This is a genomic window from Streptomyces sp. NPDC005863 (assembly GCF_042871345.1).
Classification (GTDB): domain Bacteria; phylum Actinomycetota; class Actinomycetes; order Streptomycetales; family Streptomycetaceae; genus Streptomyces.
Genome location: NZ_JBIAII010000007.1, coordinates 295,654 through 313,535 on the forward strand (window position 1 = coordinate 295,654; position 17,882 = coordinate 313,535).

15 protein-coding genes, 1 tRNA gene and 1 pseudogene are annotated in these 17,882 nt (G+C 71.8%); 8 read left to right on the plus strand and 9 right to left on the minus strand.

Annotated elements, in window-relative coordinates; all coding sequences use genetic code 11:
• Window positions 1-76 precede the first annotated feature (76 nt).
• Together ACFYO9_RS25105 and ACFYO9_RS25110 are read right to left on the minus strand one after the other, a co-directional pair.
• Window positions 77-1,537, minus strand: coding sequence for an aminopeptidase P family protein (locus ACFYO9_RS25105; protein WP_358778622.1), 1,461 nt, complete (start codon window positions 1,535-1,537; stop codon window positions 77-79).
• Window positions 1,538-1,661: 124 nt separating this feature from the next.
• Window positions 1,662-3,197, minus strand: coding sequence for a PP2C family protein-serine/threonine phosphatase (locus ACFYO9_RS25110; protein ID WP_358778621.1), 1,536 nt, complete (start codon window positions 3,195-3,197; stop codon window positions 1,662-1,664).
• A 453-nt stretch (window positions 3,198-3,650) separates the two neighbouring features.
• On the opposite strand from ACFYO9_RS25110, the gene ACFYO9_RS25115 reads away from it, so the two are divergent.
• Both ACFYO9_RS25115 and ACFYO9_RS25120 read left to right on the plus strand, forming a co-directional pair.
• The gene (locus ACFYO9_RS25115) at window positions 3,651-4,328 is read left to right on the plus strand and encodes a bifunctional DNA primase/polymerase (protein WP_358778620.1); all 678 of its coding nucleotides are present in this window, start codon (window positions 3,651-3,653) and stop codon (window positions 4,326-4,328) included.
• A 55-nt stretch (window positions 4,329-4,383) separates the two neighbouring features.
• Window positions 4,384-4,923, plus strand: a complete 540-nt coding sequence (locus tag ACFYO9_RS25120; protein ID WP_358778619.1) for a hypothetical protein — start codon at window positions 4,384-4,386, stop codon at window positions 4,921-4,923.
• A 218-nt stretch (window positions 4,924-5,141) separates the two neighbouring features.
• Here the strand turns inward: ACFYO9_RS25120 and ACFYO9_RS25125 are convergent, their stop codons facing one another.
• The 3 genes from ACFYO9_RS25125 to ACFYO9_RS25135 all read right to left on the minus strand — a co-directional run bounded on the left by ACFYO9_RS25125 (window position 5,142) and on the right by ACFYO9_RS25135 (window position 7,758).
• On the minus strand, window positions 5,142-6,113 hold the full coding sequence (locus ACFYO9_RS25125; RefSeq protein WP_358778618.1) for a DUF5926 family protein: 972 nt from the start codon (window positions 6,111-6,113) through the stop codon (window positions 5,142-5,144).
• A gap of 128 nt (window positions 6,114-6,241) precedes the next feature.
• Window positions 6,242-6,859 carry an ATP-binding protein gene (locus tag ACFYO9_RS25130; protein ID WP_358710065.1) on the minus strand — a complete coding sequence of 206 codons (618 nt, stop codon included), beginning with the start codon at window positions 6,857-6,859 and terminating at the stop codon, window positions 6,242-6,244.
• Window positions 6,860-6,912: 53 nt separating this feature from the next.
• Complete coding sequence (locus ACFYO9_RS25135) at window positions 6,913-7,758, minus strand: glycerophosphodiester phosphodiesterase (RefSeq protein ID WP_358710066.1); 846 nt, start codon at window positions 7,756-7,758, stop codon at window positions 6,913-6,915.
• A 299-nt stretch (window positions 7,759-8,057) separates the two neighbouring features.
• Between ACFYO9_RS25135 and ACFYO9_RS25140 the strand changes: the two genes are divergently transcribed.
• Window positions 8,058-9,572: a trypsin-like peptidase domain-containing protein gene (locus ACFYO9_RS25140; RefSeq protein ID WP_358778617.1), complete on the plus strand. Its 1,515-nt coding sequence runs from the start codon at window positions 8,058-8,060 to the stop codon at window positions 9,570-9,572.
• Between the two features lie 63 nt (window positions 9,573-9,635).
• Window positions 9,636-9,720 (plus strand) — tRNA-Ser (locus ACFYO9_RS25145).
• 88 nt (window positions 9,721-9,808) lie between these two features.
• Here the strand turns inward: ACFYO9_RS25145 and ACFYO9_RS25150 are convergent.
• Window positions 9,809-10,866: pseudogene (locus ACFYO9_RS25150) on the minus strand (transcriptional regulator).
• Window positions 10,867-11,558: 692 nt separating this feature from the next.
• Between ACFYO9_RS25150 and ACFYO9_RS25155 the strand changes: the two are divergent.
• Window positions 11,559-12,152: a hypothetical protein gene (locus tag ACFYO9_RS25155; RefSeq protein WP_358778616.1), complete on the plus strand. Its 594-nt coding sequence runs from the start codon at window positions 11,559-11,561 to the stop codon at window positions 12,150-12,152.
• Here ACFYO9_RS25155 and ACFYO9_RS25160 read toward each other — a convergent pair.
• From ACFYO9_RS25160 to ACFYO9_RS25170, 3 genes are all read right to left on the minus strand, one after another.
• Complete coding sequence (locus ACFYO9_RS25160; RefSeq protein ID WP_358778615.1) at window positions 12,149-12,550, minus strand: hypothetical protein; 402 nt, start codon at window positions 12,548-12,550, stop codon at window positions 12,149-12,151. The genes ACFYO9_RS25155 and ACFYO9_RS25160 overlap by 4 nt on opposite strands.
• Before the next feature lie 370 nt (window positions 12,551-12,920).
• Window positions 12,921-13,160: a chaplin gene (locus ACFYO9_RS25165; RefSeq protein WP_355814489.1), complete on the minus strand. Its 240-nt coding sequence runs from the start codon at window positions 13,158-13,160 to the stop codon at window positions 12,921-12,923.
• A 196-nt stretch (window positions 13,161-13,356) separates the two neighbouring features.
• Complete coding sequence (locus tag ACFYO9_RS25170; RefSeq protein WP_358778533.1) at window positions 13,357-14,442, minus strand: bifunctional DNA primase/polymerase; 1,086 nt, start codon at window positions 14,440-14,442, stop codon at window positions 13,357-13,359.
• Window positions 14,443-14,849: 407 nt separating this feature from the next.
• Between ACFYO9_RS25170 and ACFYO9_RS25175 the strand changes: the two genes are divergently transcribed.
• The 3 genes from ACFYO9_RS25175 to ACFYO9_RS25185 all read left to right on the plus strand — a co-directional run bounded on the left by ACFYO9_RS25175 (window position 14,850) and on the right by ACFYO9_RS25185 (window position 17,882).
• Window positions 14,850-15,161 (plus strand): hypothetical protein, encoded by a 312-nt coding sequence (locus tag ACFYO9_RS25175; protein ID WP_355814495.1) that lies wholly within the window; start codon window positions 14,850-14,852, stop codon window positions 15,159-15,161.
• Window positions 15,162-15,493: 332 nt separating this feature from the next.
• Entirely contained in the window at window positions 15,494-16,765 is a 1,272-nt protein-coding gene (locus ACFYO9_RS25180; RefSeq protein ID WP_358778534.1) for an acyl-CoA dehydrogenase family protein, read from the plus strand.
• A gap of 40 nt (window positions 16,766-16,805) precedes the next feature.
• The gene (locus ACFYO9_RS25185; protein WP_358778535.1) at window positions 16,806-17,882 is read left to right on the plus strand and encodes a bifunctional MaoC family dehydratase N-terminal/OB-fold nucleic acid binding domain-containing protein; all 1,077 of its coding nucleotides are present in this window, start codon (window positions 16,806-16,808) and stop codon (window positions 17,880-17,882) included.

Genomic DNA, 17,882 nt, shown 5'->3' on the forward strand with positions numbered 1-17,882 from the left:
GGGAACGGGAGCGGACAGGCCGAAGGGCCGGCCCCCACCGGGGGACCGGCCCTTCGCCGTACGAGTGCGGTGCGGCTCAGCCCTTGACCCGCGCCATCCACGCCTCGACCTCGTCCGAGGTGCGGGGCAGCGCCTCCGACAGGTTCCGGTTGCCGTCCTCCGTCACCAGGATGTCGTCCTCGATCCGGACGCCGATGCCGCGGTACTCCTCCGGCACGGTCAGGTCGTCGGCCTGGAAGTACAGGCCCGGCTCGACGGTCAGGCACATGCCGGGCTCCAGCGTGCCGTTCACGTACGTCTCGGTGCGCGCGGCGGCGCAGTCGTGGACGTCCATGCCGAGCATGTGGCCGGTGCCGTGCAGGGTCCAGCGGCGCTGCAGACCGAGCTCCAGGACGCGCTCGACCGGGCCCTCGACGAGGCCCCACTCGACCAGCTTCTCGGCGAGCACGCGCTGCGAGGCGTCGTGGAAGTCGCGGAAGTTGGCGCCCGGCTTCACCGCCGCGATGCCCGCCTCCTGCGCCTCGTACACCGCGTCGTAGATCTTCTTCTGCAGCGCGTCGAAGCGGCCGTTGATCGGCAGCGTGCGGGTGATGTCCGCGGTGTAGTACGAGTGCGTCTCCACACCGGCGTCGAGCAGCAGCAGCTCGCCGGAGCGCACCGCGCCGTCGTTGCGCACCCAGTGCAGCGTGGTGGCGTGCGGGCCCGCGGCGCAGATCGAGCCGTAGCCGATGTCGTTGCCCTCGACGCGGGCGCGCAGGAAGAACGTGCCCTCGATGTAGCGCTCGCTGGTGGCCTCGGCCTTGTCGAGGACCTTCACGACGTCCTCGAAGCCGCGCGCGGTCGAGTCGACGGCCTTCTGCAGCTCGCCGACCTCGAAGGCGTCCTTCACCAGGCGGGCCTCGGAGAGGAAGACGCGCAGCTCCTCGTCGCGCTCCGCGGTGACCTTGTCGGTCAGCGCGGCCTCGATCCCGGCGTCGTATCCGCGCACGACGCGGACGGGTCCGGTCGCCTCGCGCAGGGCGCCCGCCAGCTCGCGCACGTCGGACGCGGGCATGCCGTACAGCTTCTCGGCCTCGGTGAGGGAGTGCCGGCGGCCGACCCAGAGCTCGCCCATGCCGTCCAGCCAGAACTCGCCGTTCTCACGGTTGGAGCGCGGCAGCAGGTAGATCGTGGCCCGGTGACCGTCGGAGACCGGCTCCATGACGAGGACGCCGTCCTCGGTCTGGTTGCCGGTGAGGTACGCGTACTCGACGGAGGCCCGGAAGGCGTACTCGGTGTCGTTGGAGCGCGTCTTCAGGTTGCCCGCGGGGATCACCAGGCGCTCGCCCGGGAACCGCGCGGAGAGCGCGGCGCGGCGGGCGGCGGTGTTCTCGGCCTGCGCGATCGGCCGCAGGTCGTGCAGCTCGGTGTCGGCCCAGCCGGACTTCATGTTCTCGGCGAGCTCGTCGGACACGCCCGGGTACAGGCCGTTCTTGCGCTGCTTGATCGGCTCTTCTTCGGACTCTTCCGGGGTCGCCGGGTTGAGCGCCTCCGACACGATCTGCCTCCTTTGTACGACACTGGGCCGTCCTCCATCGTACGGGCGTACGGAAGGGGGCCCAGGGCCGGAAGGCCACTTACCCGTCGTGCCCGGCGCCGCACGCCGGCGGGCCGGGGTCGGCTCACTCGAAGCGGGCCGCCAGCAGCACCACGTCCTCGTCGCTGTCCACCGCGTCGAGCCCGTCCGGCAGGACGGTGTGCAGCACGTGGTCGGCGATCGCCCCGGGGTCGTCCCTGATGCCCTTGGGCACGCTCGCCGCGGCCGCGTGCAGCCGCGCGAAGGCCCGGTCCATCGCCTCGCCGGTGCGGTACAGCAGCCCGTCGGTGTAGAGCAGCACCGTTTCTCCAGGCTCCGGGCTGATCTCCACGCTCGGCGCCTCCCAGCAGGCGAGCATCCCGAGCGGCGCGGACAGGGAGGTCTCCACGAACTCGGTGCGCCGCTCCCCGACGATCAGCGGCGGGCTGTGCCCGGCCCCGGCGAGGACGACCTTGCGCAGCGCGGGCTCGCAGTACGCGAAGAGGGCGGTCGCCGACCGCGCGGGCTCGGTCAGCCGGAGGAGCAGCTCCAGGTCGGAGAGGACGGCGACGGGGTCCTCGCCCTCCATCACCGCGTACGCCCGCAGCGAGGCGCGCAGCCGCCCCATCGCGGCCACCGCGCTCGGCCCCGACCCGGTCACCGAGCCGACCGCGAGCCCGAGCGCCGCGTCCGGCAGCGGCAGCGCGTCGTGCCAGTCGCCGCCGCCGAGCGGTCCGGTGCGGTGCCGGGCGGCGAGCTGCACCCCGGCGACCCGGGGCAGCCGCGAGGGCATGAGCTCCTCGCGCAGGGTGTGGTCGGCCGCGCGGACGCGGTCCAGTTCGATCAGCCGCGCCACGTGCTCGCAGGCGTGGCGTGCGTACAGCCCGACCAGGTGGCGGCGGCGCTCGGTCGGCTCGGCGGGCTCGTCGTACAGCCAGACGGCGGCGCCGATCCGGGTTCCCGTGCCGGTGGCCAGGGCCACGGCGTAGCTCGCGGCGTAGCCGAGGCGGGCGGCCACCTCGCGCTGGCGCGGGTCGAGGTTGTCCTCGGCGAGCAGGTCGGGCTGCGCGATCTCGTCCGGCACACCGCCCGGCCGGCCCTCGACGGCGTCCAGGATCCTGCCGTACGAGGTGGCGCCGCGCGGCACCGTCTCGAGGTGCCCCAGATCCGCGCGGCCGAGGCCGAGGCCGACGGTGGTGTCGGGGCCGAGTCCGTCGGCGGGTTCCACGACGACGAGGCCGCGCCGGGCCCCCACCAGCGCGGCGCCCGCGCGCAACAGCTCCCGCAGGGCCTCGTCGAGGGTGGCCGTACGGGCCAGCCGCTCGGTCAGTTCGTGCAGCGTGGTGAGGTCGGAGACCCAGCCGGCCAGGCGGTCCTGGAGCACGGCGCCGGGTGCGGTGAGGACGGGGGCGCCCTCGGGGACGGCTGCGGCGGGCGTGGTCTGCGCGGTGGGCGGGACAGTGTGGGCCGGTGGCGGAACTGTGGAATCGATTCCGGCCACTTTCGGAAGGTGAGGGGCGTTCATGGCTGACGGCTTTCCGGCCGGTGCGTAATGCTCGATAGCATCGCAAACCCCCATGTCATTCTGCGCCGCTAGCAGTGCCTCCAGATGTACACGCACTGGTGAGGGGATGTCCAGCATTGTCCTGCTGGGATTCCTGGTGTCCGGGAGAATTCCGGGGCGGAAAAAAGATCTTGAAAAGATGGCTGAAAACAGCGCAGGGTTAGGGCATATTGGGGTCGACTGACGTTGTTCGGTAAAGCGTTGCAGTGGTCGCGCTGGGTACGTACTCAGTGATGGCCAGGGGCAGTTGGGACCCGTTCGGAACCTGACCGAGGACCCGGGCGTCCTAACGCACGACGACCGTGCCCCATCCTCCCGTGGCGGAGGCGGCAAGCAATATCGCGGGACGGCAAACGCCAGGCGCCGCCACCCCACGCCACGTCAACGCTCGGTTCAGAGTGGTTCCCCATGCCGCAGGCTGGGGTCGGATGTGCCAGCTCGTACGTACAGCGAAGAGATCCACACATGGTGTGAAGTGGCCCGCAGTCTCCCCGGCTAACGCCGGCGTGCAACGGAAAGGAACGAGCGCTCATGCGCGAGATCCTCGGAAGGCGACGCAGGCTCCTGCCCTGGCGAATCGGAAGAAAGCCCGGCCGGAGCGCCGGACAGCTCGGCGCGGCCCTGACCTTCGCGACCGAATGGCGGTGGCCCGTACTGCCGGGCGTCGCCCTCGACCGGCGTGACGGAAGCCGCTGCGCCTGCCCCGACCCCGACTGCGCGGTACCGGGCGCGCACCCCCTCGACCCCGGCCTCCTCGCCGCCACCACCGACGAGCGGATGGTCCGCTGGTGGTGGACCAACCGGCCCGGCGCGCCCGTCGTGCTCGCCACCGGTGGCAGCGCCCCGTGCGCCGTGAGCCTGCCCGCGGAGGCGGGCGTGCGCGCCCTCGCCGCGCTCGACGAGGCGGGCATCAGGCTCGGCCCGGTCGTCGCCACCGAGGAGCGGGTCCATCTGCTCGTCGCGCCGTACTCACTGGCCCAGTTGGGCGAGCTCCTCTACGCCAGGGACCACGTCCCCGGCTCGCTCCGCTTCCACGGCGAGGGCGGCTACCTCGCACTGCCGCCCTCCGAGACGGGACAGGGCCGGGTCCGCTGGGAGCGCGCCCCGCTGCCCGGCTCCGCCGCCCCCTGGGTGCCGGACGTCGAGGCCGTGGTGGACGCGGTCGTCGACGCCCTCACTCGTACGGGTGTGAGCGCACCCGAGTTGTAGGGGAATTGGGCGCGCGGCGGCCGGGCCGCGCGCCCGCGGTCGTTATCTTCGGCTCATGCAACCCCGCCTCATCGCGCTCATGGGCGTCGCGGCCGTCACGGTCCTGCTGCCGCTCGCCGGCGCGTCCGCGGGACCGGTGGGCGACGGTGACGCGAAGTCGCCCCTGCCCGCCCCGTCGAACGCCTCTCCGGAACCGCACCGGCCCCCGGAGGCCCGGCGGAACTCCTCGTTCCCTTCGGGCCTCGGCGCGACCACCGTCGCCCGCTGCGGACCCGAACTCTCCGCGCCCGACGGCATCGAGGCCCAGACCTGCGTCCTCACCCAGGAGCGCGACACCTGGGCGCGCACCTACTACCGCAACGCCACCGGCGAGGAGCTGACCGCCGTCCTCACCCTGATGGGCCCCGGCGGACGCACCGTACAGATGCACTGCGCGGTGGAGCCGGGCGACGAACCGGCGACGTGCGAGACCCCGCACGAGCGGACGGCGGGCGAGGTGGGCGCCTACTCGGCGGTGGCGGAGTACGCGGCGGGAGAGACGGCCGGGCTGCTGCTGCGCTCGGGCAGCAACTCACCGAAGCCACAGGGCAGTTGAGCACCGGACCAGGCCGCCGGGCATGAAAAGGCCCGGTTGCTGGCGACGGGGGATGCACCAGCAACCGGGCTACCTGAACGGTAACAAGAGATCGGCTCCTGGCAAATTCGATCTCAGTTATCCGGACAGGGATTCGTATACGGCGACGGGGAGTTGTGACCGCGGTCACGCGCCCCGTGCGCGGCGCACGCGCCGGCCCGCGGACCGGCGCGACGAGGTCAGCTGAGCGTCACCTGGCGGTTGGTCAGACCGCCGCGCGCCCGGCGCTCGTCCGGGGTCAGCGGGGCATCCGAGGCGAGCGCGGCGGCGAGCCGCTCGGCGAACGCCGCGGCCGGCTTCTCGACGTCCGCGGCACCGACACCGGTCGGCAGGTCCCACACCGGCACGGTCAGCCCGTGCGCACGGAAGGAGCCGACCAGACGGGTGCCCTCGCCCAGACCGGACGTGCCGGCCGCGTGCAGCCGGGCCAGCGCGTCGAGCAGCTGCTCCTCCGGGTGCGGCATGACCCAGCGCAGGTGGTTCTTGTCCGGGGTCTCGCACCAGTACGCGGCGTCGACGCCGGTCAGCTTCGCGGTCGGGATGGCGGCGTCGTTCGCCCGCTCCAGGGAGGCGGCGACCTCCGGCGTCGTGTTCTCCGCGTCCGGCACCCAGAACTCGAAACCGGCGTGCACGGCCGGCTCGAACGGGCCCTCGGGGTCGAGGAGATCCTGCAGCCGCGGACCGTCGGCCGGGGCGCGGCGGCCCTTCACCGGCGTACCCGGCTCGGCCTCCAGGGCGCGCTGCAGGGTGTCCGCCAGGTCGCGGCTGATGTCACCGGACGCGGTGTCGTTCTGCAGCCCGAGCAGGACCGAACCGTCGTCGCGGCGCAGCGCGGGCCACGCCATCGGCAGCACGGTGGCGAGGGAGACCGAGGGGACGCCCTCCGGAAGCCCGCCCTTGAGGGTCAGCTCGACCGTCGCGGCCGGCACCAGCTCGCGCAGCGCGACCCAGTCGCACTCGCCGGGCAGGCCCTCGAAGGGGCGCTGCACCAGCTCGGTCACCGCGTGGGCGGCGGCCCGGCCGTGACAGGCCTTGTAGCGGCGGCCGGAACCGCAGGGGCAGGGCTCGCGGGCGCCGACGACCGGCAGCTCCCCGTCGCCCCGCTGCGGCTGCTGCGACTTGCCCTTGGTCTGCGGGCGCTTCTTGGCCATCTTGGGTGTCTCCCGGCTACGGCTCTCTTGCGTACGGGCGCGAGCCTAGCCGTTGGTACGGGAGCCGTCGGGACGCGTGCCCGCGCGGCCGCCGCACCCGGGCCGGGGCGCCCCGGGCAACCGGACGGTCAGTCCAGGTCGTCGAAGGGGTCGGCGAACGCCAGGTCGGAGAGTGCGGCCGCCGACGGCGCGGCGACGCGCGTAGCGAAATCCTCGTGGCGGTGCCCCGACGCGAGGACGACCCACACGGTGACCTCGCCGTGCACGTCGTCGCGGACCCCCCAGGTGTCGGAGAGCGCCGTGATGATGTTGAGCCCGCGGCCGCCGCGCGCCGTCACCGACGGGGTGGCGGGGACCGGGCGGGTCGGGCCGCCGCCGTCCGTCACCTCGACCGTGAGCCGGCCCGCCCTGTCGACGTGCCACGCCGCCCGCACGTCACCGTCGCCGACCATCCCGCGGCCCAGCGGCCTGCCGTGCCGGCAGGCGTTGCTGAGCAACTCCGACAGGACCAGTACGGCATCGTCGACCACCGACTCCGGCACTCCGCTCATGCGCAGCTGACCGCGCATCCGCTGTCGTGCCTCCCCCACGCCCGCAGGGCCATGGGGAACGGCCATGCTCGACGACGTGGGCACCTCCCGTGCCACCACCAACGCCACCCCCGAGACCTCCTTCGCCCCACGCCACGGTGTGGATGCCCCAATGGACTGGACCGGAAACCGGCCAATCCCCGCCCGGTGACGCACTCGTAACGATCGAATACGGACCGAACGCGCCGGTGCACACCCTGTAACCGGAGTTAACGGAGTCCCAGACGGTCCAGTTGGGACAGGACCTGCTTAGGGCGGTTGGTGATGATCGCGTCGACACCCAGTTCGGCGCAGAGTTCCACGTCCTCCGGCTCGTTCACCGTCCACACGTGCACCTGGTGTCCCGCGCGTTTCAGCTTCTCCACGTATCCGGGGTGGTTGCGCAGGATCCGCAGGGCCGGGCCTGCGATGCCCACGCCCGCGGGCAGGCGTCCGTCGCGGTGGCGCGGCGAGACGAACTGCATCAGGTAGACGGTCGGCAGCGTCGGGGAGGCGGCCCGTACGCGGTGCAGTGAACGCGCGGAGAAGCTCATGATCCGTACCGGCGACGCGGCATCGGACGCGGGGGCGTCCAGGCCGAAGCGCTTGAGCAACAGGAGCAGGCGCTCCTCCACCTGGCCCGCCCAGCGGGTGGGGTGCTTGGTCTCGATCGCGAGGCGGACCTGACGTCCCGAAGCATTACTTTCGGCCACCAGCTCCAGGAGCCGCTCCAGCGTGAGGACGGAGGTGTCCTCGCCCGCCCCGCCCGTGGGGCCCTCCCAGTCCGGGCCCTCCTCGGCCTCGCCGTGCTGTCTCTTCCAGGAGCCGAAGTCCAGGGCGGCGAGATCGGCGAGTTCGAGGGCGGAGACGGCGCCGCGGCCGTTCGACGTACGGTTGACGCGCCGGTCGTGTACGCACACGAGGTGGCCGTCGGCGGTGAGCCGTACGTCGCATTCGAGGGCGTCGGCACCGTGCTCGACCGCCTTCTTGTAGGCGGCCAGGGTGTGTTCGGGAGCGTCTTCGGAGGCTCCGCGGTGGGCGACGACCTGGATCTGGTGCTGTCGTGCGAGGGTCACCGCGTCATGGTGCCATCACGGGGTACCCGACGGCTCGCCGGACGGCCCCCTCCAGGGGCGCCGGACGCACAGGATCGGCTTATGGTGCCCTGACAGCCCATGGGAAAAGCTGACTGCAGACATCTGTACGGCGTACCCGCGCAGGCCGTGTACGCGGGGGGCCGGGCCGCCCCGTACACAGGTAACAGGTGCACAGTAGGCCCCCTGGGCACAGCAGGCACCGCCGAGCCGTGACCGAGAACGCACGCAACGACAGCCGAGAACGCACGCAACGACAGCATGGACCGAGGAGAAGAGCTGTGAGCACCGAGAACGAGGGCAACGAGGTACCCAAGGCCCCGTCCGCGCCTCCCGCGCCGGTGGACGCTCCCGCTGTTCCCGCCGACTCCGCTGCCGCCGGTCCCGCCGCCGGGTCCGCGCCCGGGGCCGACGCCGGCGCCGGGGCGCAGGCCGCGCCCGCCGGACAGCCGGGGCACGGCGGGACGCACGCCGCTCCCGCGCACTCCCACGCTCCCGCCCACGCCCCCGCCCCGCCCGCTCCGGCCGCCGCGGGCGCCCCGCAGGGCGGTTCCGGCGCGGGGAACTGGCCGCCGCCCGCGCCGCCCGCCGTGCCCTCGTACGCAACGGGCGGCGGTTCCGGTTCCGGCTGGGGCGCCTCGTACCACCCGCAGGAGCCGAAGTCCGGCGGCCGGCGCGGCGGCCTGGTCGCGGCGGTGCTCGCGGCGGCGCTGATCGCGGGCGGCATCGGCGGCGGCGTCGGCTACTGGGCGGCCGAGCGGGGCGACGACGACGCGGGCTCCACGACGGTCTCCGCCGCGGACACCCCCTCCGACCTCAAGCGCGAGCCCGGCTCGGTCGCCAAGACCGCGAACGACGCGCTGCCGAGCGTCGTGACCATCGAGGCGCAGAGCGGCGGCGGCGAGGGCGGCACGGGCACCGGCTTCGTCTACGACAAGCAGGGCCACATCCTCACCAACAACCACGTGGTGGCGTCGGCCGCGGAGGGCGGCAAGCTCCAGGTGACGTTCTCGAACGGCAAGAAGTACGGTGCCGAGGTCATCGGCCGCGCCGAGGGTTACGACGTGGCGGTCATCAAGCTCAAGAACGCCCCCGAGGGCCTCAAGCCGCTCGCGCTCGGCAACTCCGACCGGGTGGCCGTCGGCGACTCGACCATCGCGATCGGCGCGCCCTTCGGCCTGTCGAACACGGTGACGACGGGCATCGTCAGCGCTAAGAACCGCCCGGTGACCTCCAGCGACGGCGGCCAGAGCGGCAAGAGCTCGTACATGAGCGCGCTGCAGACCGACGCGTCCATCAACCCGGGCAACTCCGGCGGGCCGCTGCTCGACGCGCGGGGCGCGGTGATCGGCATCAACTCCGCGATCAAGCCCGCGGAGAGCGGCGGCGGCATCGGCGGCGGCGGCCAGTCCGGCTCCATCGGCCTGGGCTTCGCGATCCCGGTGAACCAGGCGAAGCAGGTCGCCCAGCAGCTGATCAAGACCGGTACGCCGGTCTACCCCGTGATCGGCGCCTCGGTCTCCCTGCAGCAGGAGGGCGACGGCGCGACGATCAGCCGGGGCGGCGCGGACGGCACGTCCAAGCCGGTCACCCCGAACGGCCCGGCGGACAAGGCGGGCCTCAAGCCCGGCGACGTCATCACCAAGCTGGACGACATGCCGGTCGACAGCGGCCCGACCCTGATCGGCCAGATCTGGACCCACAAGCCGGGCGACACCGTCAAGATCACCTACGAGCGCGACGGCAAGGAGCACACGGTCGACGTGACCCTGGGCCAGCGCAAGGGCGACAGCTGACCCGCTAGTCTGGTCCCCGCGCAGTCCTGATCCCACCGCTTGGACCCGGACGGGACGGCGCGGGGTGGGTTGCCCGAGCGGCCTAAGGGAACGGTCTTGAAAACCGTCGTGGCGCGAGTCACCGTGGGTTCAAATCCCACACCCACCGCAGCAGGTCAGCGCGTGTGCTGGTCAGAAGGGTGCCTCTCAGTGAGAGGCACCCTTTTTCGTGGGGGATGTCTCTCACCTTCTCCGGGTCAACTCACCAATGCCGGGGACGCGATCGTTCGTGCGCGGTCATGGAGGTCGCGGGCCGCGGCGTTCTTCAAGTGCGGTCGAATCAGGCTGAACATCGTCTTCACGCGATCGTCGGCCCGCCCGGACTGGACCATGGGGTAGTCGTCGAGCGCCTGGTGCCAGGTGGCACAAGCCGCTTCCAAGTGGCCTATCTCCAATTGTCGTTCCGCGAGCGTGGCGCGGTGCCGAACCCGTGCGCGCCGGTAGACGCTGAAACGGACCCTGTCCGATTGCTGCATGGCTTCGATGGCCCCGGACACGTCACCGAGCTCGTAACGCACCTGACTGATGTGGTAGTTGAGCGACGACGGATCGTACGAGCCGAACGCTTTGCCGCGGGATTCCGCGCGGTCCATGGCGGCCTCTGCCTCCCGGATGTACCGCAGGGCGCTCGCACGGTCGCCCGTCTGCGCCGCTGTGTGCGCCTGCTGACCGGCGAGGAAGGCCCGCATTCGAGGGCCGGCCTTCGGGGACGCGGCGGCAGCGGCTTCCGCCAGTTCCATGGCTTTGGACCCGTGGTGCAGGTCGCGACCGCCTGCACGCTCATGCCACGCAAGGTCGTGCAGTACGTGAGGTGGTCCTCAGCCGCTCCAGCCAGCTCCAGTGCCTTCACGTAATAGCGCTGGGCGAGGCCGTGGAGCCCTTCATCCACGGCCATGTAGCCCGTCAGGTACAGCAGATCGGATGCAGCGGACTGCATCGCCCGCCGGACATTCGCGGGAGCATCGGCGCGGAGGAACGAGGCGACCGTGTTGACCATGAATGAGGCCGCCATGGGGCGGGCGTGACGTCCGCCGAATTGGTCGTCCAGTTCTGAGACGCGTTCGGTCATCGCTATGACCATGTCCACTTCGTTCATGCCGATGCGTGACGTGCGTCCGGACTGCACGGCTTCGGCGCGTCCGATCACGTCGGGCCACCCGGGGATCGTCAAGGCGACCGAGAACAGGCCCGCACCGAGGACTCTGCGACGGGACGGGTCCATGTCCTGCCTCCCCAGATCGACCAGCCCTTCCACGGTATCCGCGGACGCAGGGGAGTGATCGAGGGGAACGGGCAGGCCCGCTTCAGCATGCGTGACCGGACGGCCGAGCCGCCGGGAGAAGGCTTCGAGGATGCAACCCCGCACAGCCTCCCGAGGAACGGTGCCGCCCAGCCAGTGGCTCACGGCTGACTCGTCGTAGCGCAAGGGGGTGCCGGTTTCCGTACCTATGCGGTTCACGGCCCGTGCGAGCTGGCGGTACGTCCAGCGGCTTTCGGCGAGCAGGCGGCCGAGCGCTCCGTTCGGTTCGCGCTGCGCCATGACTCCCAACTTCCCACGTTGGCACTCGCTTTCAAGGCTTTCAAGTCCTGAGGGTGCTGCCACAGTACCGCTGTGCGTGGTCGCGCGGTTGCGTAGAGCACACGAAAGATCGGCGAACCGTTCGCCACATACATCTCCGCAGAGGGGCTGAGCCATGAGAAGCGAAGCGCGGGCAGCGCTGGCCCGGATGACCGAGGTGCAGGGCACGGACGGAGTGCTGATGCTCGGCACCGCTGACGGGCACGAGCTGCCCCCAGTACCCACCGTGCCAGTGCCCTCAGCACCGAGCCGGTCAGGCTGCCGCCCACGTACGGCGGTAGCTCCCCCTGTCCGACTGCCATTGCGTGACGGCGGTCGGCAGCCGGACAGGTCCACCGATGCACCAACCAACGAAGGAGAGTGCTGCAGTGTCCGCAACGCTAGTACGGCCCGCCCCGGAGATCGTGGCGCGGCGAGCCCGCGAGATCCTCACGATCGTCGAGGCCGACCGCGAGTTCGACCGCCTGCGCACGGCATGCGCGAAGTACGACGAGGACTGGCAGAGCTTCACGGGGTACGCCCTGGTGGACGGATTCGATGTCGCGAAGGACACCGAGCCTCTGTTCCCCGAGGCGATGCGTGCCATGGCGATCAAGTCGGCCGTCTACGAGATGACGGACCAGAACGAGGAGGCCGCCGAGCTTCCCGTGGCGGTGCCCGTCGACGAGATGATCCACGCGCTCGCCGCCCAGTTCACGGTGCTCTGCCGCATCCAGGACCGTACGAACATCAAGTTCGTGCACGCCACCGACCACGAGGCCATCGGCGAGTGGGATCACGGCGACTACACCCACCAGGTCTACCGGGCGGCGTGGGGGCCGATGAACGAGCGCTGCTGGTTCGGCAAGGAGGAGACCGCCAGGCGCAAGGCGGTCGTCACCGCGAAGTACGGCCCCATCGGTGTCCTTGACGGTGGCCGTCGCTTCGCTCCCGGTTTCCCCATGGCGAGCCAGGAGCGCTAGTTGAAGGCACGGCGTAGCGCCAGCGTCGCGTCGATCTCCGGGAAGGCCCGCCGGATCTCCCGGTCTGCAAGGTCGATCAGCAGCTCCAGCGCACCGGGTGCTGCGTCGTGCACCAGCTCACGCAGGTACGCATCCAGGTCGGCGACGTCATCGGGCAGCGCGACGTCGCCGAGCAGAGCCACACCGTCCGTCTTGTACGGCGCGGGCGGTAGCCCCACCTTCTCCGGGTGCACGCAGACAGGCACACCGCGCGGGGTGTACCTGTGGCCGTCCTCCGGGTTGAAGGGGCACTCACGAGACGGACGCTCGACCACGTCGAACGCACCGAGCGGAAAGCGGCGGGACGGACAGATGCCGCACGCGCGGTGGCCGTCACCAGAGACGAATGCCTCAGCCATGGGCGGCAGCGTAGCGGGGTCGACGTGCCGGGACAGCAGCTCCAGGAGGCCCACACCCGCGCGGGTGACAGCTGGCGGGAGCAGCCCAGTACCGTGGGCCGGAGCCGGTGGACCAGTGTGGGCCACTGGGGCGTGTGCCCCGGCGAATGGCCGGATATTGGCAGGTCAGAGCGCCTATCCGATCGAAAGCGCGCAGGTCCTTGAAACCGTACGTGGCAGCGATGTCACCGTGGGTTCAAATCCCACACCCACCGCAGTGGTTGACGGCGCTCGGCCCGGACACGGGCAGCGCGTGCGGAAAGGGCGCGATCCCTGGGGGGATCGCGCCCTTTCTGTGTTGTCCCGCCTTACGGCGCGATGATGCGCCTGGTCAGTCGTTGGCGCAGGTGTTGCCGAAGGCCGGGTTCAGCAGGCCGATGACGTCAACGGTGTTGCCGCAGGCGTTGACCGGGATGTGGATCGGGACCTGGACCATGTTGCCGGAGATGACGCCCGGGGAGTTCACGGCGGCGCCCTGCGCCCCGGAGTCGGCGGCGGCGAGGCCGGCGCCGCCCATGACGAGGGCACCGGTGCCCAGCACGACAGCGGTCGTCTTCTTCATTGCGGACATGCTTGTTCTCCTTGATTACGTGCCTGTCGAAGGCGCCCCGCCGGGCCACACACAACACGACGTCGCTCCGGCAGAGGAGCAGCACACCTGTCGGGCGCCTGCGTGATCAACGCTCACCCCCGCCGCCGGACACGTTCGTGCCGCCATTCGGGGGACAGTCATGGCCGGCGGGGCGGGCGTGGGGCGGCAGGGGCGGTCAGGCGTGGTCCGTCAGGCGGGCCGCCGAGGCGATCGTCGAGTGGGCCTCGCGTTCGGTGAGGCCGACGCGCAGGGCGGCGGCGGTGAGCTGGGGCGCCAGGGCCTCGCCGATGCCGTTCTCGTACGCGCGGCAGGCGGCCCAGAACAGGCGCGTGTTGCGCTGGCCCTCGTGCGCCGCGAGGACGAACTGCACGAGCCCCTGGCCGCGTTGGGCCTCCTGGTTCGAGGAGTGGGGGTGTGCCGCTCGTGTGATGTCTGGCTGTGTGGTGGAGGGGGCGCGGGGGGCGCGCGACGGGGGCGGTGCGAGCAGGCGGAGCAGGGTGGGCGGGCAGGGTGCGGGCGGCAGGTGGCCCGTGCCGGGCACGGTGCTGTAGATCCCGTGTTCGGTACGGGAACCGGGCCCGACGAGGTAGCCGCCCGCGCCCCTGATGTCGATGCCGGGGGCGAGCCGGCCCGCCGAGTTGGGGACCACGGCGTGCGGCGGCCCCGTCAGCCAGATGTGCCGGCCACCGCTCGGCGTGGTCACGACGACGGTCGGGGGGATCGTGAAGAGGTGGCGCAGGGCCAGTTCGCGCAGGCCGGCGGACGCGTCCGTACCGGACTTGGTGTCCAGGTCGATCCCGATCAGATGGTGTGGCGGCAGCCCGCAGGCGATGCCGTAGCCGGTGGCCCAGGGGGCGGCGGCGAAGAGTTCGCGGATGCGGTGCGGGTCGGTCGTCGCGTCGTACACGCCGTGCCCGGGGCGGCCGCATTCGCCGTGGCAGAGTGCCGGTTGCGGGTCGTCGTGGTGGGGGGAGCGCAGGGCGGGGAGCTTGGTGCGGGAGAGCGGGATCACCGAGAGGCCCCGCTCGGCCGCGGACAGGGCGTGGGCGAGCGCGAGGGTGGCGGCGCGGCGATCGGCGACGGTGCGGGCGGCGGTGCTGGAGCTGGCGGTGCTGCGGGCGGCAGCGCTGGAGTCGGCGCTGCTGGAGTCGGCGGCGCTGGACGCGAGGTCGCGGGCGGCCGCGTCGGACGCGGAGGTGCGGGCGGCCGCGCTGGATGCGGAGGAGCTGCTTCCAGTGGCGCCGCGTTCGGTGGGAGCCATGACTTCATTTTCGTACACACGTTCGAAGAAGGGAAGAGGGGGCGGTCCCCGGACGGTGGGGTGGTGTGCCCCGGAAGGGGCGCCGCCCCCTCGCGCCGGTCGATCGGCACGGCGCTGCCGGAACGCTTCACCTCATGCGGCACAAGGCGAGCGCCACGGTTCGAATGGGTTCGCACAGACCTGAAACAGGATCCAGGGGGCGCACAGCATGTTTATCGACATGTCATCACGCTTGCGGGGGAATCGGGGCGATAGGGGTGGTTCGCCGGGGATTCGGTGGGCAACTCTGATCTCGCGACGTCGTACTGAACTCCAAGGCGGTCGGCCAACTTCCTTGGGACAAGCCGTACTTCTGGTGCTCACGGACCCACGTCCGGCGTGCACCTCCTGCTCTGGAGGAAACAGACATGGCAAGCATCCGTACCGCCCGCATCTTCGCTGCCGCCGCCGCCGTGCCGCTGGCTGCGGCGCTCTTCACGGGCATCGCGACGGCCGACAACGGTTCCTTCGCGAACGACGGATCGAACGCGGGTGTGGCGACGGTGAACGGCAGCGGGGTCGGCCACAACAACAGCGGCAACTCGTCCACGACGCAGCAGCAGGCGGTCGGCAACGGCGCCTCCAACCAGAGCAACACCGCGCAGGTGAACGGCTCCGCGTTCACGGCGATCCACCAGGAGAACGAGAACATCGCGGTCAACTTCACCCACCTCTGGTGAGTCGACGGCCCCTTGAGCCGCTCGGGACGGCTCCAAGGGGCGTGGGCTGTGGGGTGTGACGCTCTGTGCGGCGGTGCTTCGGCGCCGCCGCACAGGCGTGTTCGGGGGTGGGTCGGGGCAGGGCGGTCCATCGCGGGTGAGCTCATGGCGTCGGCGTCTCTTGGCGTCGGCGTCTCTTGGGGTCGGCATCTCTTGACATCGACCCGCGATCTGACGGACAGTCAGAAACCCTTGCCGGTACGGGAGGACGGCGTGCGCCCCGTACGAGCGGTGCGCGCAGCCGTGACCCCGTACCGCCCGTACGCGCCGTACGAGCCGGAGAGGCCGCCACCGTGTACCTCGCCCCCACCGAACGCCAGCGCCGACTCCGTGCCGAACTCCGCGCGTACTTCCGGGGCTTGATGCCGGACGGGCCCCTTGACGGGGCGGACACGCAGGGCCAGCGACGGCTGCTGCGGCGGATCGGGGCCGACGGCATGCTGGGCATCGGCTGGCCCGTCGAGTACGGGGGCCAAGGGCGCGGCGCCGACGAGCAGTTCGTCTTCTTCGACGAGGCGTACCGCGCGGGCGCGCCGGTGTCGATGGTCACCCTCAACACCGTCGGGCCGACCCTCATGAAGTACGGCACGGAGGAGCAGAAGGCCGCCTTCCTGCCCCGCATCCTCAGCGGTGACCTCGTCTTCGCGATCGGCTACAGCGAGCCTTCCGCCGGGACGGACCTCGCATCCCTGCGGACGAGGGCGGTGCGCGTCGGCGCCGAGGGGGCGGGGGGCGGGACGAGCGAGGGGGTGGGCAGCGGGGCAGGTGACGGGGCGCTCGGTGAGGCGGTCGGGGAGGTGGCCGGGGAGGCGGTCGGTGGGGGCGGGGGCTGGCTGATCGACGGCCAGAAGATCTTCACGTCGAACGCGCAGAACGCCGACTGGATCTGGCTGGCCTGCCGCACCGACCCCGACGCCCCCAAGCACCGGGGCATCTCGATCCTGCTCGTCCCGACCGACGCACCCGGCTTCTCCTGGACGCCCATCGAGACCGTCGGCGGCCTGACGACGACGGCCACCTATTACGACGGCGTACGGGTGCCCGCCGGCCACCTGGTCGGCGAGGAGAACGGCGGCTGGGGCCTCATCACCAACCAGCTGAACCATGAACGGGTGGCGCTCGCCGCGATCGGCATGCAGGCGGAGGACTTCTACACGGCGGCAAGGGCGGCGGCGCGCACACCCGATCCGGTGACGGGCGAGCGCCGCATCGACGCCCCGTGGGTGCGGGCGCGGCTGGCCGAGGCGCATGCCCGGCTGGCGGCGACACGCCTGCTCAGCTGGCGTCTGGTGGGGGACGTGGGCGCGGGGTCGCCCGCGCCGGGCGACGCGAGCGGCGTGAAGTTCATGGGGACCGAATCGGCCGTGGCGGTGTATCGGATGTGCCAGGAGGCGGTGGGCGAGGCGGGGTTGGTCCGGGCCGGCTCACCGGGCGGATTCGGGGACGGGGAGCTGGAGCGGATGAACAGGGCGGCGCAGATCAACACGTTCGGGGGCGGGGTGAGCGAGGTGCAGCGCGAGATCGTGGCGACGATGCGGCTCGGGATGCGGAGGGGGCGGCGGTGACGGGTGAGGTCCCGTACGACGAGTTGCGGAGGGGGCGGCGGTGACGGGTGAGATTCCGTACGACGAGTTGCGGGCCTTCGAGGGCAGGGGCGCGGAGGGGACCGGGCGCGGCAAGGACCCGGTCAACCGGCCGATGATCAGGCACTGGTGCGAGGCGATGGGCGACACCCACCCCGCGTACGGCGGCGAGGATCCCGTGGCGCCGCCGACGATGCTGCAGGCCTGGACGATGGGCGGCCTCTCCGCGCGCGGCGGTCGTTTCCGTGCCCACGACGAGCTGTTCGCGCTGCTGGACGGCGCGGGGTACACCTCGGTGGTCGCGACCGACTGCGAGCAGGAGTATCTGCGGGCGCTGCGCCCCGGCGACGAGATCACCTACGACGCGGTCATCGAGTCGGTCTCGCCGCGCAAGACGACCAAGCTGGGCACGGGCCACTTCGTGACGACGCGGATGGACGTCCTGGCCGACGGCGAACTGGCGGGGACCCACCGTTTCCGCATCCTCAAGTACGCCCCGGCCCCGGCCCCGGCGGCGGCGGAGGAAGCGGAGGCGGCAACGGCAACGGAAGCGGAGACGGCAGCGGCAGCGGCTCGTCGGGAGCGGGGCGTCGCGGGGGGCGAGAGGGAGCGCAGCAGCCGCCGTCCCCGCCCCGTCGTCAACCGCGACAACGCCGGGTTCTGGGCGGGCGTCGCCGAGCACCGCCTGCTGATCCAGCGCTGCACCGGATGCGGCGCCCTGCGCTTCCCCTGGCTGCCGGGTTGCAACGCCTGCGGCTCGCCCGAGTGGGACACGGTCGCGGCGAGCGGTGAGGGCACGGTCTATTCGTACGTCGTGATGCACCACCCGCCGTTCCCGGCCTTCGACCCGCCCTACGCCGTGGGGCTCGTCGAACTGGCGGAGGGCGTACGGATCGTCAGCAACGTCATCGGGGTGCCGTACGACAAGGTGCGGGTGGGGATGCCGGTACGGCTGGAGTTCCAGCGGGTCGACGCGGAGTTGGAGCTGCCGATGTTCCGAGCCGTGGACGACGCCGGCGCCGGGGCCGACGCCGAGGCCGAGGCCGAGGCCGAGGCCAACGCTGGTACCGGTACCGGCGTCGCGGAAGGTGTGGGCTGA

Bases quoted from the DNA above. Each gene is read 5' to 3' on its own strand.
- ACFYO9_RS25110 (WP_358778621.1), bottom strand. From the start codon at position 3,197: ATGCTGGACATCCCCTCACCAGTGCGTGTACATCTGGAGGCACTGCTA.
- ACFYO9_RS25170 (WP_358778533.1), bottom strand. From the start codon at position 14,442: ATGGCTCCCACCGAACGCGGCGCCACTGGAAGCAGCTCCTCCGCATCC.
- ACFYO9_RS25160 (WP_358778615.1), bottom strand. From the start codon at position 12,550: ATGGCTGAGGCATTCGTCTCTGGTGACGGCCACCGCGCGTGCGGCATC.
- ACFYO9_RS25175 (WP_355814495.1), top strand. From the start codon at position 14,850: ATGGCAAGCATCCGTACCGCCCGCATCTTCGCTGCCGCCGCCGCCGTG.
- ACFYO9_RS25125 (WP_358778618.1), bottom strand. From the start codon at position 6,113: ATGGCCAAGAAGCGCCCGCAGACCAAGGGCAAGTCGCAGCAGCCGCAG.
- ACFYO9_RS25165 (WP_355814489.1), bottom strand. From the start codon at position 13,160: ATGTCCGCAATGAAGAAGACGACCGCTGTCGTGCTGGGCACCGGTGCC.
- ACFYO9_RS25115 (WP_358778620.1), top strand. From the start codon at position 3,651: ATGCGCGAGATCCTCGGAAGGCGACGCAGGCTCCTGCCCTGGCGAATC.
- ACFYO9_RS25120 (WP_358778619.1), top strand. From the start codon at position 4,384: ATGCAACCCCGCCTCATCGCGCTCATGGGCGTCGCGGCCGTCACGGTC.